At 46.9% G+C, this 16483-nt stretch carries 14 protein-coding genes, 3 tRNA genes and 1 rRNA gene; 15 read left to right on the top strand and 3 right to left on the bottom strand.

Annotated features, from left to right (window positions below):
* Positions 1 to 99 (top strand): 5S ribosomal RNA (gene rrf / locus FFM73_RS06270); the annotation flags it as partial.
* Positions 100 to 243: 144 nt separating this feature from the next.
* Here the strand turns inward: rrf and FFM73_RS06265 are convergent.
* Positions 244 to 316: transfer RNA gene (locus FFM73_RS06265), tRNA-Thr, on the bottom strand.
* 164 nt (positions 317 to 480) lie between these two features.
* Here FFM73_RS06265 and FFM73_RS06260 point away from each other — a divergent pair.
* Positions 481 to 554: transfer RNA gene (locus FFM73_RS06260), tRNA-Pro, on the top strand.
* Between the two features lie 65 nt (positions 555 to 619).
* Positions 620 to 704 (top strand) — tRNA-Leu (locus FFM73_RS06255).
* A gap of 15 nt (positions 705 to 719) precedes the next feature.
* On the opposite strand, the gene FFM73_RS06250 is transcribed toward FFM73_RS06255, so the two are convergent.
* Positions 720 to 1274, bottom strand: coding sequence for an NUDIX hydrolase (locus FFM73_RS06250; protein ID WP_137630921.1), 555 nt, complete (start codon positions 1272 to 1274; stop codon positions 720 to 722).
* Between the two features lie 83 nt (positions 1275 to 1357).
* On the opposite strand from FFM73_RS06250, the gene FFM73_RS06245 reads away from it, so the two are divergent.
* Positions 1358 to 2545: a cation:proton antiporter gene (locus FFM73_RS06245; protein WP_137630920.1), complete on the top strand. Its 1188-nt coding sequence runs from the start codon at positions 1358 to 1360 to the stop codon at positions 2543 to 2545.
* A 64-nt stretch (positions 2546 to 2609) separates the two neighbouring features.
* Here FFM73_RS06245 and helD read toward each other — a convergent pair whose 3' ends face one another.
* Complete coding sequence (gene helD, locus FFM73_RS06240) at positions 2610 to 4919, bottom strand: RNA polymerase recycling motor HelD (RefSeq protein ID WP_137630919.1); 2310 nt, start codon at positions 4917 to 4919, stop codon at positions 2610 to 2612.
* A 398-nt stretch (positions 4920 to 5317) separates the two neighbouring features.
* On the opposite strand from helD, the gene trpS reads away from it, so the two are divergent.
* The 11 genes from trpS to rsmA all read left to right on the top strand — a co-directional run bounded on the left by trpS (position 5318) and on the right by rsmA (position 16318).
* A complete protein-coding gene (gene trpS, locus FFM73_RS06235; RefSeq protein WP_137630918.1) occupies positions 5318 to 6334 on the top strand; it encodes a tryptophan--tRNA ligase in 1017 nt (338 codons plus the stop codon).
* Between the two features lie 35 nt (positions 6335 to 6369).
* On the top strand, positions 6370 to 7296 hold the full coding sequence (locus FFM73_RS06230) for a Ppx/GppA family phosphatase (protein WP_137630923.1): 927 nt from the start codon (positions 6370 to 6372) through the stop codon (positions 7294 to 7296).
* A gap of 19 nt (positions 7297 to 7315) precedes the next feature.
* Complete coding sequence (locus FFM73_RS06225) at positions 7316 to 8584, top strand: hydroxymethylglutaryl-CoA reductase, degradative (protein ID WP_137630922.1); 1269 nt, start codon at positions 7316 to 7318, stop codon at positions 8582 to 8584.
* Between the two features lie 3 nt (positions 8585 to 8587).
* Positions 8588 to 9547, top strand: coding sequence for an IpaB/EvcA family protein (locus FFM73_RS06220; protein ID WP_137630917.1), 960 nt, complete (start codon positions 8588 to 8590; stop codon positions 9545 to 9547).
* A 27-nt stretch (positions 9548 to 9574) separates the two neighbouring features.
* Complete coding sequence (locus FFM73_RS06215; RefSeq protein ID WP_137630916.1) at positions 9575 to 10273, top strand: NAD-dependent protein deacylase; 699 nt, start codon at positions 9575 to 9577, stop codon at positions 10271 to 10273.
* Between the two features lie 53 nt (positions 10274 to 10326).
* The gene (locus tag FFM73_RS06210; protein WP_137630915.1) at positions 10327 to 10911 is read left to right on the top strand and encodes a TMEM175 family protein; all 585 of its coding nucleotides are present in this window, start codon (positions 10327 to 10329) and stop codon (positions 10909 to 10911) included.
* 30 nt (positions 10912 to 10941) lie between these two features.
* Complete coding sequence (locus FFM73_RS06205) at positions 10942 to 11787, top strand: DUF72 domain-containing protein (RefSeq protein ID WP_137630914.1); 846 nt, start codon at positions 10942 to 10944, stop codon at positions 11785 to 11787.
* Between the two features lie 158 nt (positions 11788 to 11945).
* Positions 11946 to 13997 carry a methionine--tRNA ligase gene (gene metG, locus FFM73_RS06200; protein WP_137630913.1) on the top strand — a complete coding sequence of 684 codons (2052 nt, stop codon included), beginning with the start codon at positions 11946 to 11948 and terminating at the stop codon, positions 13995 to 13997.
* An 89-nt stretch (positions 13998 to 14086) separates the two neighbouring features.
* Positions 14087 to 14878, top strand: a complete 792-nt coding sequence (locus FFM73_RS06195) for a TatD family hydrolase (RefSeq protein ID WP_137630912.1) — start codon at positions 14087 to 14089, stop codon at positions 14876 to 14878.
* Positions 14865 to 15434 carry a ribonuclease M5 gene (gene rnmV, locus FFM73_RS06190; protein WP_089137311.1) on the top strand — a complete coding sequence of 190 codons (570 nt, stop codon included), beginning with the start codon at positions 14865 to 14867 and terminating at the stop codon, positions 15432 to 15434. Before FFM73_RS06195 ends, rnmV begins: the two co-directional genes overlap by 14 nt.
* Entirely contained in the window at positions 15431 to 16318 is an 888-nt protein-coding gene (gene rsmA, locus FFM73_RS06185; protein WP_137630911.1) for a 16S rRNA (adenine(1518)-N(6)/adenine(1519)-N(6))-dimethyltransferase RsmA, read from the top strand. Before rnmV ends, rsmA begins: the two co-directional genes overlap by 4 nt.
* Positions 16319 to 16483: the final 165 nt, after the last annotated feature.

The following is a 16483-nucleotide window of genomic DNA, read 5'->3' as shown; positions in this document are numbered from 1 at the left end:
AAGGATACACCTGTTCCCATGCCGAACACAGTAGTTAAGCTTCAGCACGCCAAGAGTAGTTGGGGGATCGCCCCCTGCGAGGGTAGGACGTTGCCACGCAAACGAAGCAGTCATCGAGTAATCGATGGCTGCTTTTTTGATGTCTTTTAATTTATAATAATAAACCGGCCACAGTTCAGTTGGTATCATTGCCTGATTGAACTGTGGCCGGTTTATTATTTATCATAGTTGTGCATACCCCAAAGCCGCTTATCGGATTTGAACCGATGACCTCTTCCTTACCATGGAAGTGCTCTACCTCCTGAGCTACAGCGGCAATTCATATTATACTACATGCCACCATTCTCACAACCTGGCAATTGATCAAAACCAATTAAATATGATTAAAGTCAAATTGATTGCATAATGACTTAAAAAGGTGCTAGTCAAAACTAAATCAGAGTAGTATACTAATATAGTTGGTAATTTATAAAACGTCTTCGGGAAGTAGCTCAGCTTGGTAGAGCACCTGGTTTGGGACCAGGGGGTCGCAGGTTCGAATCCTGTCTTCCCGATAGCAAATCATATGTCTTGTATCGCAGGTACAGATTCGATATGCTATCGTAACTAATGAGCATATGCCGGAGTGGCGGAACTGGCAGACGCGCTGGACTCAAAATCCAGTGTCCGTTGAGGACGTGTGGGTTCGAACCCCACCTCCGGTATCATAGGTTGCTTTTTTAATTCGCTAAGTAAAGCTGATAATAACCGATTGCTGCTAAAGCCTGAGCAGTATTGATCTTGCCGGCTTTGATCCAGTCTAAGGTTTGGTTCAAATCAACGAGTTCAGTTGTCACGAATTCGTCTGCGTCAAAGTTGGTGGCAGTCCGCTTGGCCGGATCAAACCGTAATAAAATGAGGGCTGCCGTTTGGTCCATGAAGCCTTCAGATGAAGTCACGGTGGTCATCTCTTGAACGGATCGTGCGAGGTAGCCAGTTTCTTCTTGGAATTCACGTTTGGCAGCGGTTTCTGGCGACTCACCAGAATTAATAATGCCGGCTGGCAGTGAAACGGAATCAGCATTGATTCCCACCCGATACTCACTAGTCAGCACAATACGCTGATCGTCCGTGAGGGCTAAGATCGTAACCGTTGGTGCCGTGTGAATCAGGTCTCGTTCAACTGAAAGACCATCTGGTGTCTCAATATGGCACTGAGAAACGGAGAATACCCGCCCTTGATATTGTGTTGTCTGTTTCTTAATGTGTCCAGCTTGACGCCAATTTTTAAACATGTACAGGATTTCCCTTCTGGTTAGTGTTATATTTTATTTAGTGCCGAATATGCAGCACTATTTTACTACAAGAGGTGATAAGTGTGAACTTTATAGGAACATTATGCCTCCTGCTGGTGTTAACGACCTTTGCCGGACACTTCTCAAACCGGATGGGAATGCCGTCTGTCATTGGCCAAATTTTAGTGGGAATCGTAGTGGGACCAGCCATGCTTAACTGGGTGCAGCCCAACCAATTACTGAATGCTTTTTCAGATATTGGGGTTATCATGCTGATGTTTATTGGTGGCTTGGAAAGTAATTTAGCGCTGTTACGGCGGTTCTTTAAACCAGCAATTATCGTTGCCTTGTGTGGGGTTGTTATGCCAGTTGTTTGTATGGGCGGCGCGGCAGTTGCCTTTCATTTTTCAGTATTTGAAGCAGCATACATAGGTGTTATTTTTAGTGCCACATCAGTTTCAATATCGGTGGCCGTTTTACGAGATTATCACGCTTTAGATACCTCAGAGGGGGCAACCATCTTAGGTGCGGCGGTAGCTGACGATATTGTCGGCGTAATCCTGTTATCCGTTATGATCAGTCTCATGGGAGCTCAAGGGTTGAAGACTAGTGGCCAGCATACAGCTATTGGCCTGATTTTACTGGAACAGGTAGCCTTTTTCGGTGGAACTTATTTGGTGGTGCGCTGGATCGCCCCTTATTTAATGAGCATCAGTGAAAAATTACTCATGAATTCCAGTGTCACGATCATGTCTATGGTGATCTGTCTAGGCATGGCTTGGGCAGCCGATGCAGTTGGGTTAAGCGGTGCTGTTGGGGCGTTTTTTGCGGGAATCGCAGTTGCTCACACCTCATATCGAAAAGTGATTGAAGCTCATATGGAACCCATCGGCTACGCGGCCTTCATTCCGCTGTTCTTCGTGGGCATCGGCTTAAGTATGTCCTTTCGTTACTTGGGACAGTCGCTGGGGTTGATTGCAGTGATGACGCTGCTTGCTTGTTTAACTAAATTAGTGGGCTGCGGATTAGGTGCTCGGCTGACTGGGTTTAGCTGGCACAGCAGTTATGTGATTGGCTCTGGGATGATCTCCCGCGGTGAAATGGGAATGATCACCGTGCAGATTGGCCTGCAAGCGGGGTTACTCTCCAATGCCACCTATTCCAAAATGGTACTGGTCATCATTTTAGCAACGATGATCGCACCATTTATGCTTAAGCAGGCGTTAAAACCCAGTAACAAGTCAGTTAAACCTATCAACGAAAAGGTTTAATAAAAAAGCGTCCTGAAAGCAGCCGGTTACGACTATCTTCAGGACGCTTTATTAGCGTTAAAATTTAATTCGTTAATTCATGTTCGATCTGCAGAACCGATTTCGGCATTTTATCCGATGCAATCAGTGGTGATACTGGGCCGAGACTCATCAAAACCAATTGATGCATGGCGCGGGTCGCAATGGTGTATAAGGTCCCGGTGAAGCGCTCATTAGGAAAGTTAGTGGCAGAAACGTCCCAGGCAATCACAGCGTCAAACTCCAGCCCCTTAGCCAGGTAAATCGGCATGATCAGAGTTCCCTTTGGTAGAGAGAGGTCAGCATCAGTCATCAAAGTCACATCGCTAGCTTGATGGTGGAGCTTTTGATAGACCTCGTGTGCCTGTTCCAAGTTCTTAGTTAAAATGGCTACTGTACCGTAATCAGCGCGTAAATTGGTTACTTCAGACGCTAAAGCTTCATAGCCGCTCTCAGCATCGTAGCGGATAACTAATCGCGGTAATTGGCCTGGCCGGTTGAACGCTTCAATCTGGTCACCGTCTGGTAAGAGTGCCTTGGCGAAGGTCGTAATCGGTAACGTTGACCGGTAGGAGCGGTTTAATTTTAATAGCCGTGGCCGCCGGACCTGAAAAGCATCCCGCAAGCTCGTCAGTAATTCTTCCGGCGTCTGAACCGCCTTAAAGAGGGCTTGTTCAGCATCACCCAAGAAAGTCATGTGGGCTTTAGGAAACGCGTGGTGCAGGTACTGCAACTGCGCAATCGAATAATCCTGCATTTCATCCACAAACAGGTGCTGCATGGCGTGATTCTGACCGCCGCCGGTGAGAATGTCGCGAATATAGAGTAACGGGGCGGCATCCACTAATTCACAGCGGTGAAATTCGATATCGTGGGAGAAGTTCTGCTTATCGGTTGCCATGATCTTAGCAGAAACGCTGTCAGGAAGAGTCACTGTATCCATGAAGTCAGCGTACTGGCTGTAAATATCCAAGAAGTAATTATTATAGATGGCATCGTACACTTTTCGCAGGCGCCGGGTGACAATTTTGCGGGCAATGTAGTTGGTTTCAGCATCGATTTCCTGAAAATCGTGGCGCCGTTTGGAACCTAACAAATTGTGATACTGCTCATCTGAGAGCTGGTCGATTTCTTCTGCGACCCAGTCGGATTTAGCTTCTTGACCGATTCGGTGCTTCAGACGCTTGATCAAAATGTTTTTCGTGCGTAAGAAGCGCTCAGCTGGCTGCAGCTGTGGCAGGCCTTGATAGATCTGTTCAATATCTGCCTTATCAAAGAACACTCGGCCGTTAAAGTAAATATGGTTAAATTTAAAGTGGGTCGGTGCCAAATGCTGACAGTAGTCCGCAATTTGGTGCATATACTGTGACGAAGATTTATAGTCGACCAGTGCCTGCTGTTCAGGGGTCAAATCCAAATCTTTTTCGTAACGGTCAAATAGTGATTCCACGTTCAGACCTTGTAGCCGCTGGGTGAGAAAGTCCGCTAAGGTGACCTGGCGCATATTGCGTTCACCGAGACTGGGCAGCACGTCTGAGATGTAATGGCTAAACAGTTTGTTAGGTGAAAATAAAACAATTTGATCAGCCTGCAGTTCCTGGCGGCTATGATAAAGCAGAAACGCAATCCGCTGTAAGATCGCGGAAGTTTTGCCTGAACCGGCGACTCCTTGGACGACCAGTAAGTCAGAACGGGTATCTCTGATGATGTCGTTTTGCTCGTGCTGAATCGTCGCCACGATGTTTTGCATGGTTTCGTCGTTTTGCTGGCCCAACACGTGCTGCAGCATCTCATCACCCACGGTTTCGTTGGTGTCAAACATGCTTTCAATCTGACCGTTTTGAATAAGGAACTGGCGCTTCTTAGTCAGCTTAGTGAGTTGCTTACCTGCTGGCGTGTCGTAGGTGACGTCACCTAACGTCCCGTTGTAGTAAATGGCGGAAATCGGTGCCCGCCAATCGTACACGAGAAAGTTTTCGTTTTTATCGGTAAAGGAGGCCGTTCCAATGTACAGCCGATCCTGTTCCGTTTCACCGGGGTCTTGAATATCGATCCGCCCAAAGTAGGGGGATTTTTCGAGCTCTTGATAAACGTTTAATTGATTGGAAATAATCTGTTCATTTTCAATCAGCCGGGAAGCTAAGGCCCGTTGTTGCTGCAATTCTGCCGAGGTATCAATTCGGTCATCAACTTCCACGTAGTTCACGGAGGTGTTGGCACTGTAGTTTTGCTGAACCAGCTTCATTTCAGCATGGGCTTTACTGTACTCCATGGAGACTGACTTAATTTTTGCGGTAATTTGATGAATCACCGAATCGACGCGTTGCTGTTCAATTTTTTGTTCATGTGATTCCAAAGAACCGCCTCTTTCGTTTAATGTGCTTGAACCATTTTAGTGTGATTAGGTACTTGTGTCAATTGGAAAAACTCGTGACCAATTGAACTTTGACAACACCCGCTAAATTGCTTAAAATAGAAATCATTATATAGGAACTTTTATATAGCTGAAAAATTCGTCAGTGCGTCGAGATCTTCACTGCAGAGAGACCATGATTGCTGAAAATGGCCACGATGATCAATTTGGAGCTGACAAGTGAATTTTTGGATGCCTCCTTATCGGCAAGAGTGGTGACTTTTAGTCACAAATTTAGGTGGTACCGCGGTTGACGTCCTATTGCATACGCAATGGGGCGTCTTTTTAGTAGCCGAATCACCACGCCAAAAGACGGGCACAAATACAAAGGAGAGATTACGATGAGCAATAAGAAAATTATTTTAACGGGTGACCGACCAACTGGTAAGCTGCATATTGGCCATTACGTGGGGTCGTTGCAAAACCGGGTCAAGTTACAAAATTCCGGTGATTACGAATCCTTCATTATGATTGCCGACCAACAGGCCTTGACCGATAACGCCCGGGATCCAGAAAAGATCCGCAACTCACTGATCCAAGTGGCTTTGGACTATTTGGCGGTGGGCATTGACCCTAAGAAGTCAACCATTCTGGTACAATCACAGATCCCAGCTTTAAGTGAACTGACCATGCACTATCTGAACTTAGTTACGGTATCACGTTTGGAACGTAACCCAACGGTCAAGACTGAAATTAAACAAAAGAAGTTTGGTCAAAGTGTGCCAGCGGGCTTCTTCATTTATCCCGTTAGCCAAGCTGCTGATATCACGGCCTTTAAAGCTACTACGGTTCCCGTTGGTGAAGACCAAGAACCGATGCTGGAACAAACCCGCGAAATCGTTCGGAGCTTTAACAGTATCTACGGTAAAGTACTGGTTGAACCTGAAGGCTACTTCCCACCAGAAGGGGAAGGCCGCATTCCTGGACTGGATGGCAACGCTAAGATGAGTAAGTCATTAAACAACGCCATCTACCTGTCAGATGATGCTGATACGGTGCAAAAGAAGGTCATGTCAATGTACACTGATCCAACCCATATTCACGTGGAAGATCCTGGCCACGTTGAAGGCAACACCGTGTTTACTTACCTGGATATTTTTGGTGAGGATACCCAAAAGATTGCTGATTTGAAGGCCCAATATCAACATGGTGGTCTTGGAGATGTTAAAATTAAGCGGTATCTAAACGATGTTTTGCAAGCAGTATTGGACCCAATTCGGACCCGCCGTGAACAGTATGCTCAAGATATTCCAGGTGTTTACCAGATTTTGAAGGACGGCAGCGAAAAGGCCAATGTCGTTGCCAACCAGACGTTAAAAGAAGTCGTGGAAAAAATGGGACTAAACTACTTCGGCTAGAAAATGTTAACGATGATAGGAGGGGGCGTCGGGTGATGGAGAATTTAGTGATCGTTGATCTGGGCTCTAATTCAGTCCGCATGGCGATTAATGAAATTCGGCCGGATAAAACCTTTCGTGAAGTGGCTCGGTATAAGGAAGATTCCCGTTTATCCGAGGGGATGGGCGATGAAAAGATTCTCCAAGAGACAGCCATTCAGCGGACGTTAGACGCCATGCAGGAATTTAAGGCTCACTACGAGTCGTTGCCTAATTTGACGGTCAAAGCGATCGCCACGGCAGCCGTTCGTCAGGCGAAAAATCAAGCGGAATTTCTGGCACGGGTTCAACAGACAGTTGGGCTTAAACTAGATATTTTATCTGGTGATGACGAGGCTTACTATGACTACCTCGGCGTGAAAAACCGGTTACGGGTAGCAGACGCCCTAATGCTGGATGTTGGCGGTGCCAGTCTGGAAATGGTGAACATTAGTGCTGGCAAAGCAAGTGATCTGATCAGTATTCCGTTTGGCGCGGTCAATTTGTCAGAACAGTTTAATTTATCTGACAAAGTTGACGCAGCGGACTTTTTCGACGCCACGGTCTTTTTACGGCAGCGGCTGAGAGATATCTGGTGGCTGCGAGAAGCACAGGCCAAACCCTTGATCCTGCTGGGCGGTGCTCACCGCTCGCTGGCACGGATGAGCCGGCGTCAGCAACAGATACTGCATGTCGACCAGATTCATGGCTACCAGCTGACGACTCAGGAAGTTTTTCGGCTGTTTAGTACGTTACTGCAGAAAAACTGTTCTGAGCGCCAGCAGCTCTCTGGCCTCGAACCAGACCGGGCGGACATTATCATCGGCGGGATCATGCCACTGGTGATCTTACTGCAGATGTTAGATTCAGACCGAGTGATCTTCTCGGAAAGCGGTGTGCGTGAGGGAATCATTCACGCATATCTTAATCACGACTATAATTAATAATAGAGGATAGATGAACATGAATGCGGCGTTTTCACAGTTTTATAAGCGGACACCGGAACAGCGATTAGCTATTTTAGCGAAAACATTAGGACTGTCTGAAACGGAGCAGCAAGAACTGCAGCGGCGTGCAGATCAAGGCGATGCGCCGTTACTGATTGAAAATTATTTAACCACGTATCAATTACCTGAGGGTGTGGCGGTCAACTTTTTGGTCAACCAGCACGAATACGTTGTTCCGATGGTGACCGAAGAGCCCAGCGTGATTGCGGCCGCCAGTAATGGGGCTAAGCAATTAGCCCAGGCTGGCGGGATTGCTGCCACTGTTCACTCACGATTGTTGACGGGACAGGTAGTACTGAGCGATGTGCGGGTGTACGCTTCCATCGACGATTGGGTCGCCCTGCACCAAAATGAATTACTGGAAGTAGCCAGACAGGCGCATCCTTCCATCGTGAAACGCGGTGGCGGACCCCAAACGATTCGGACCCGTGATCTGGGTGAAGGATTCGTGTCAATTGATCTGACGGTTGACGTTCAGTCGGCAATGGGTGCTAACATGATGAACACGATGCTAGAAGCCATTGCGGATGTGATTCAAAATAAGCTGCATCACACCACGTTGTTTAGTATTCTGTCCAACGCTGGTGATCAAAGCCTCGCGACGGCCACCGTGTCGATTCCAGTGGGCCAGTTAGCCGACGATCTTGATGATGCTAAACGGGTGGCCAAGCGGATCGAACAAGCTAGCCGAATCGCCCAGCTTGATTCCATGCGTGCAGTGACACACAATAAAGGGATCATGAACGGTGTGGATGCCGTGGTGCTCGCAATGGGCAATGATTGGCGTGCTATCGAGAGTGCAGCCCATGCCTTTGCCGTCACGGATGGTCAGTACCGTGGCCTGAGTCAATGGCACCTAGCAGATAATCAGCTGACGGGGACGCTGACGTTGCCGCTGCCCATCGGGGTGGTTGGCGGTGCCACGAAGGTCTTGCCTTTGGTAGCAATTAACCAAAAAATTGCCCAGATCAAATCGCCAGAAGAACTGATGAAGCTGATTGTTGCCGTGGGCTTAGCTCAGAATTTTGCGGCCTTAAAGGCACTGGTCACAAGCGGTATTCAGCAGGGGCACATGAAAATGCAAATGCGCTCGCTGGCCATGTCAGTTGGGGCCACGGCCGTTGAAACACCGGCCTTGACGCAGCAATTAATGAAATTATCAGATCCTAATGAAGAACAGGCAACCCAGTTATTGAAGCAAATTCGAGAAAAGCAAGGAGAATAAAGCATGCAAAACGTTGAAATTAATTCGGAAACCCAATCCTTATTAGACGCAGTCAATGAAATTTCCCCCGGTAAAGTTGAACTGCAATTTATCGGGCAACTTCAAAGCGGCTACGTTCGCCATGATCAAGCACAGGCGGTTCAGGACAAAGATCACATTATGATTCAGATCAGCGACCTTTCAGCGCCCGACTACACGGCTTCTCATGAACTCCTGCACCTGTTAATGACGCTGCGCGGTTTTCCGCAGATTTTCTTTGCCATTTCCACTGGTGAAGAGCAGTTAGACCAGCAGTTGATGATGCTGGGGACGGAATTATACGATACTGTCAGTCATATGGTGGTTGTGAGTGAACAGCGTAAGCACAATCTGATCAATGACGAAATCGAACAGATGTACATGAAGGGGGTTCGGGCCACTATCGACCCAGAACCTACCCCGGTAGATGATAAAATGACGTTGCGGCTGCTGGTCGTGTTGGATGCGTTAGTCTTTTATGGCGACCAAAATAAAGTGGTCAATAATCAGCTAGAAAATGATTATCCGATTTCGTTTGCTGCCGCTAAAAAACTGTATGCGCTCATCACCGAAAAACCGGTGGACTCACCGTTTACACTGCGACGTAACGTTGTGAAATTATTTAAGGCGTTTGATGACCAATTGAAGGACTGGGGATTGCCGCCAATCAACATGACGGAATTTGCCACGATCTCCAATGTGGTTTCTAAGCGTCAATTACACTTAGAAGTCCGCCAAATGTTTGAACTGTACCATTCTGACATGGTGGATATAAAAACCAAGCGTCGCGCCTATGTAGGCATTAACCGCGCGGATGGTCAGAACTCCTTTGTGATCTCAGCGCCCACTAAGGACAACGACAATCCCGACTACTACAAGGCAATTTATTCACTCTCAGTTGAGGACCTGCTTAAGAAACTAGAAATGCCGTATAGTTTAAGATAAAGGTGACAATGATCGGGGGTCATGTTTATGGATGAAACGATTCAACGGGCTTTTGAACAATCAAAGCACATCGTATTTTTGACGGGTGCCGGGGTCTCGACACCTTCTGGGATACCGGATTATCGGTCAAACAATGGGCTGTATACCCATCATAAAAACGCGGAGTATTATCTTAGCCATAGCTGTTTAACGCAGGAACCAGACGTGTTTTACGACTACGTGAAGACCAATTTGTATAAGCCGGATGCCAAGCCCAACGTGATTCATGAAAAACAAGCAGCGCTGACCCAGCAGGACCGGGCCACTATTGTGACGCAAAACATTGATAACCTGTACCGTGAAGCCGGCGCGAAACATTTAGTGGAATTCCACGGCAATCTGTACCGGGTCTACTGTCAAAAATGTCACAAGTCGGTGGATTGGCAGACTTATCTAAAGTCGCCAGTGCATGAGGACTGCGGCGGGCAGTTAAGACCCGACGTGGTGCTCTATGAAGAAGGTTTGAATGAGACTAATATTTCAAATGCGGTCAACGCCATGGAAAATGCCGATCTGATCGTGATTACCGGGACTTCGATGCGGGTCTACCCCTTCGCTGGGTTATTAGATTATCGTAATCCTAAGGCACCGGTAATTGTTATCAACAATGAGGCATTGTCGTTTCCCTTTAGTTTTAAAATGGTTCAAGAAGATGCCGCGAAGTTTTACGAGCAGCTGCAGGTGTGATAACAGTATTTTGACCGGTTTAGCCGGTCATACATAAACACGGGGGTACGATTATGAGTAAATCGCGGTTAGAGGCGTTCACCGATGGCGTGATGGCCATCATTGTCACGATTTTAGTGCTGGAAATTCCGGAGCCTAAAGGAACGACTTTTGGGGCTCTATGGCCGTTACGGTATAAGCTGATCTTGTATTTGCTGAGCTTTTTGACCGTCACGGTTTACTGGAATAACCATCACCATTTATTTCAAATTACGAAAACCATCAGCGGCGGCGTTTTGTGGGCGAATAATTTCTTCTTGCTGACGATCAGTCTGATGCCGATTGCAACGGCCTGGGCTGGGAGCCACACGGAATACGCTGCTCCGGAAGCAACGATGGGAATCGTCTTTTTGGCGGTCAATATTAGTTTTTATATTTTGGTGAAGACCCTTCTAGCTGCGCACAAGCCAGATTCGGTATTTACTAAGTTCTTTGGTCAGGGAAGCCGTAAGTCCTGGTTTTCAATGGGGATGGCGCTCGGTGGCATCATTTTAGCGTTCATCTGGCCACCATTTTCAGCCATTTTTTGTTTTGGCTGCCTAGTTCCTTGGATCGTGCCAGATCACCGGGTCGATCGTTATTTAAAAAAGCAGCAATAAACGTTTCGCAAATAAAAAGGAGGGTGTGCGATGATTACAATTGGGTTAACAACGTTCAAAGAGCACCCAGCCTTAGTTCAAAACGCTAAGTCAGATGTGACGCTGCCAGAGTATGCCGCCGTTTTGCCGACGGTGGAATTGGACACCCCGTTTTACGGGATTCCTAGGGAAAGTACCGTGATCAACTGGCAAAAACAGGTACCGGAAAACTTTCAGTTTATTCTCAAAGCCAATAAACTGATGACCAAGCATGATATTGGTCAAGACGCGGTCAGTGATGAAGACCGGAAACGCGCTTTTTATGAGTATCACCGAATGGTTCGGCCACTGGTCCATGCCCATCAATTAAAGACGGTGCTGTTCCAATTTCCACCTTTTTTCCAGCGGACGACTGAGAATCTGCAGTGGCTGTTTGAAATTCGTGACCAGATGGCTGATCTTCCCATTGCGGTAGAGTTTCGTGACCCTAGCTGGTACGACCCAGCGCTGACGGCTGATCTGATGCGTTATTTAAAGAGCCTCAACATGACCCACGTAATCGTGGATGAACCGCATCGTTTAAACGATGGTGTCCCGTTTGTCGCCAAGGTGGCGGATGAGTCGTTAGCACTGCTGCGGCTGCACGGCCGCAACGAACAGGGCTGGTTTCATCAGGGTAAAGACTGGCGCGGCGTTCGCACGCTGTATAAGTACAGTGCCGACGAACTCGCAGCGTTTGCGCAGACCGTTACTGCATTAGCGGATCAGGTTCAAGAAGTGTGCGTGGTTTTCAATAATAATTCTGGCGGTGACGCCGCCCCCAACGCGCTGGCGCTGCGAGACTTGCTGCATTTATCGTGGTCAGGATTAGGCCCTCAGCAAATGAGTCTGTTCTGATTATTAAGCAGTCGTTTGATATTTGGCGTAAAACTGGCCGTCGATACCTGAGAAGCGTTTCTCAGACTTGTCAGATATGCTATAATATTGGAGACTTTCTAGAAGCAAAAAGAAATTAATTTAAAAAATAAAACTGACTGAAAGGGGCCTGTTTTTACATGACAGAAACCAAACCTACGTATTACATCACCACACCGATCTATTACCCATCTGGGAGACTGCACATTGGGAATTCTTACACCACCATTGCTTGCGATGCTTTAGCACGGTACAAACGTGCCACTGGCTACGACGTTTTCTTCTTGACGGGGACCGATGAACATGGTCTAAAGATCGAGGAAAAAGCGGAACAATTAGGGACTGATCCTAAGTCCTACGTTGACGAAATGGCTGCCGGTATCAAGAACCTATGGAAGACGCTGGAAATTTCAAATGATAAGTTTATCCGCACGACGGATGATTATCATGAAAAAGCCGTTCAAAAGATGTTCCAGCAATTACAAGACCAGGGCGATATCTACCTAGGCGAATATGAAGGCTGGTATTCAGTCGACGATGAAGAGTACTTTACTGAAACTCAACTGGCCGAAGTTTACCGCGATGATAACGGTAAAGTTATTGGTGGTAAAGCGCCTAGTGGCCATGAAGTACAACTGGTTAAAGAAGAGTCTTATTTCTTTAAGATGGGCAAATACGCTGACTGGTTGTTAGACTATTACAAGCAGCACCCAGAGTTTATTCAACCGGCAAACCGGATGAACGAAATGATCAATAACTTCATTAAACCTGGTTTGGAAGACTTAGCTGTTTCACGAACGACCTTTAACTGGGGAATTCCGGTCAAATCTAATCCAAAGCACGTGATTTACGTTTGGCTGGACGCTTTGACCAACTATATTACGGCACTTGGTTATGGCACTGACGATGACAGTCTCTTTAAGAAGTTCTGGCCAGCCAACGTTCAGATGGTCGGTAAGGAAATCGTGCGTTTCCACACAATTTACTGGCCAATTATCTTACATGCTTTAGGCTTACCACTCCCTAAGACGGTCTTTGGTCATAATTGGTTATTGATGAAGGACGGTAAGATGTCCAAGTCGAAGGGTAACGTGATCTACCCAGAGACCTTAGTTGACCGGTATGGTTTGGATTCCGTCCGTTATTATCTGATTCGGGCAATGCCTTATGGTAACGATGGTACCTTTACACCAGAAGACTTCGTTGACCGGTTGAACTACGACTTAGCCAACGATCTGGGGAATCTATTGAACCGGACTGTAGCCATGATCAACAAGTACGAAGATGGCGTGATTCCAGCTTATGAAGCCGGCGTGACTGAATTTGACGCATCACTGGAAGCCACTGCTGAAACCACGATGGCTAACTATCACAAATTAATGGATAACTTGCATTTGTCCGATGCTTTGGCTGAAATTTGGAAGCTGATCGCCCGGACGAACAAGTACATTGATGAGACCGAACCATGGATCTTGGCTAAAAATGACGATGATGACAGTAAGCATCAGTTAGGTGCCGTTATGGCGCATTTAGCAGCCAGTCTGCGGGTGATTGCTTACTTCTTGAGCCCCGTGATGACCCACGCACCAAAGCAGATCCTGTCACAGTTAGGGCTGACGTTTGATGCCGATATCAATTTGAAAGAACTGACCATGGACAGTCTGCCTAAGAACAGCAAGGTAGTTGAAAAGGGCACCCCAATCTTCCCACGGCGCGACGCTAAGGAAGAAGTTGCCTTTATCGCCGCTCAGATGACTAAGTCTGACAAGAAGAAGGGCCGGGCTGCCATGGAAGCTGCTAAGCAGGAAGCTAATTCTGGTGTTTGGAATCCCGAGAACACGGAATTGAAGTCTGATAAAAAGCAGGTCCGCTTCGATGCCTTTGAAAAGATCGAATTAAAAGTGGCTGAAATTATTGACGTCCAAAAGGTTCAGGGGGCCGATAAGCTCCTGCAGTTCCGCTTGGATGCCGGCGATGCTGATGACCGTCAGATCTTATCTGGCATTGCGGAATACTATCCAGAACCTAAGGATCTCCTCGGTAAAAAGGTCATTATTGTAGCTAACTTGAAGCCTCGCAAGATGCGTGGTCAAGTCAGCCAAGGAATGTTACTGTCTTCAGAAGATTCTGAAGGCAAGGTTCAACTCGTGACGGTGCCTGAAAGCATCAAGAACGGGTCCACAGTCGAATAATAACTAAACTTTCGTAATTAGCGGAAGGCGAAATCCGAATATTCAGATCATTGAATATTCGGATTTTTGTTTCAATGCAGGAGAAAAAAATGAAAATTTTTGATTCACATACCCACCTGAACAGCGAAGAATTTATTAACGACGTGCCGCGTTATTTGGCTCGGGCAGCTGATCTCGGCGTGGTCAAGATGACCATTGTTGGGTCCAATACCGAGCTCAATAAAAATGCGGTTCGCTTAGCTCACGAATATCCGCAACTGCACGCTGCTGTTGGCTGGCACCCAGAAGATTCAAAATTCTACGATGCTGACAAAGAAAAGATCTTAGAGCAGCAGTTAGAAGAGGACCGCGTCGTGGCACTGGGCGAAATTGGATTGGACTATCATTGGGACAGTTCACCCAAGGATGTTCAACGGAAAGTCTTCAAACGCCAAATTGAAATTGCTAAGGATCACGGCCTGCCCATCGTGGTGCATAACCGGGACGCGTTTGAAGATACTTACAACATCATCAAGTCAGTGGGTATCCAAGAAACGGGCGGTGTGATGCACAGCTTTAACGGGGACCCGGAATGGTTGAAGAAGTTCTTGGATCTAGGGATGATGATCTCGTATTCAGGGGTTGCCAGTTTTAAAAACGCCCATGAAGTCCATGATTCTGTTCGGGCCACACCGCTTGATCGCATGATGGTGGAGACGGATGCGCCGTACCTGACACCTGAGCCCCATCGTGGGGAACAGAACGAACCCGGCTTTACGCGTTATACCGTAGAAGCTATAGCCAAAGAACGCCAAACGACTGCAGAAGAGATTGCCACAGCTACTTGGCAAAACGCACACCGATTTTTTAAGATTAAGGAGTCTGAGAGTGAAAACCATTAAAGAAGTGATCGTAGTCGAGGGAAAAGACGATACCAAACAAATTGCCAAAGCAGTCAACGCTGACACGATTGAAACCCGTGGCTCGGCAGTACCGGAAGAAACCTTAGATCTGATTGCCGAAGTTGCTAAGAAGCGCGGCATCATCATTTTTACCGATCCTGATTTTTCCGGTGAAAAGATTCGCAAAATTGTGGCCGAAGTTGTGCCTAATGCCAAGCACGCTTTCTTACCCAAAGCGGAGGGCGTTCCAACCAAAGCTGGTGGGTCGCTGGGCGTAGAACATGCCAGCCCAGAAGCAATTCGCGAAGCCTTAGCCCACGTCTATACTGAAGGCGATTCAACCGTGGAAAACATTAGCCAAGCCGATTTGATTCACGCCCGTCTAGTTGGCGGCCCGGCAGCTAAAGCCCGCCGTGAAGCCTTAGGCGAGTTGCTACGAATCGGTTACGTGAACGGCAAACAACTGAAAAAGCGACTGCAGATGTTTCAGATCAGTTCAGAGACATTTTGGCAGGCTATCAAACAGATTGACCAAGAGGAGGATGAACGCCAATGAGTAATACACCATTGATTGCCAGTCCAGCTCGGACGCAGGCGATTATCAACCGTTATGGGTTAAACATTAAAAAGAGCCTAGGACAAAATTTTTTAACCGATATTAATATTTTGGAGCACATTGTTCAGGCTGCCGAACTATCTGAGAAAGATAACGTGATCGAAATTGGCCCAGGAATTGGTGGATTGACGGAATTCTTAGCTCAAAACAGCCATCATGTCCTAGCATTTGAAATTGATGAGCAGTTAGTCCCAATTTTGGGTGAAACCTTATCGCAGTACGACAATATTACGATTCTCAATCAGGATATCTTGAAGGCTAACCTCCCCAAGGTCATCAAGGAGAATTTTGACCAAGACCGGCCGTTAAAATTAGTCGCTAATTTACCTTATTACATCACGACGCCGATTTTGATGAACGTGCTGCAAAGCGGTATTCAGTTCGATTCAATTACGGTCATGATGCAAAAGGAAGTGGCTGACCGGCTGGTTGCCGTTCCTGGGACTAAAGCGTATGGCTCGCTGTCCATTGCGGTGCAGTATCGAACGGACGCGCAAGTGGCCTTTACAGTACCGCGGACAGCTTTTATCCCGCAGCCTAACGTTGATTCAGCCATTGTGACTATGACGAAACGGGCACCCTTTGATCCGGCACCGTTTGATGAAAAAGCCTTTTCCAAATTTGTGAAGGGTAGTTTCATGCACCGGCGCAAGAGCTTTTGGAATAATCTGTGCGCTATTTTTGGTAAGGATCAGGACGTTAAGGACCGCATTACTAACGTGTTAAACAAGGTGAAGATTTCGCCACAAATTCGTGCTGAAAGACTGACCATTGAGCAGTTTATCGTGCTGGTTAACGCTCTGCATGAAGAGGGTTTGCTTTAGAATCAGGCGGTTGAATTTGGCCAACAGTGTTTTGAGCCGGTAAAATCCTGTCGTGAAAGGATTTAAATCTCATTTTTCATAATAAAATACTTGTTGTAAATAAAGTGTTGTGGTATAATTTGACTTTTTTGTGAAACGATGTTAAAATGTTTCACACAAGGGGTG

Origin of the sequence: Secundilactobacillus hailunensis (assembly GCF_005405185.1) — a bacterium.
GTDB lineage: Bacteria > Bacillota > Bacilli > Lactobacillales > Lactobacillaceae > Secundilactobacillus > Secundilactobacillus hailunensis.
Note: the sequence above shows the minus strand (reverse complement) of the source record. Positions and strands in the feature narration are given on the sequence as shown.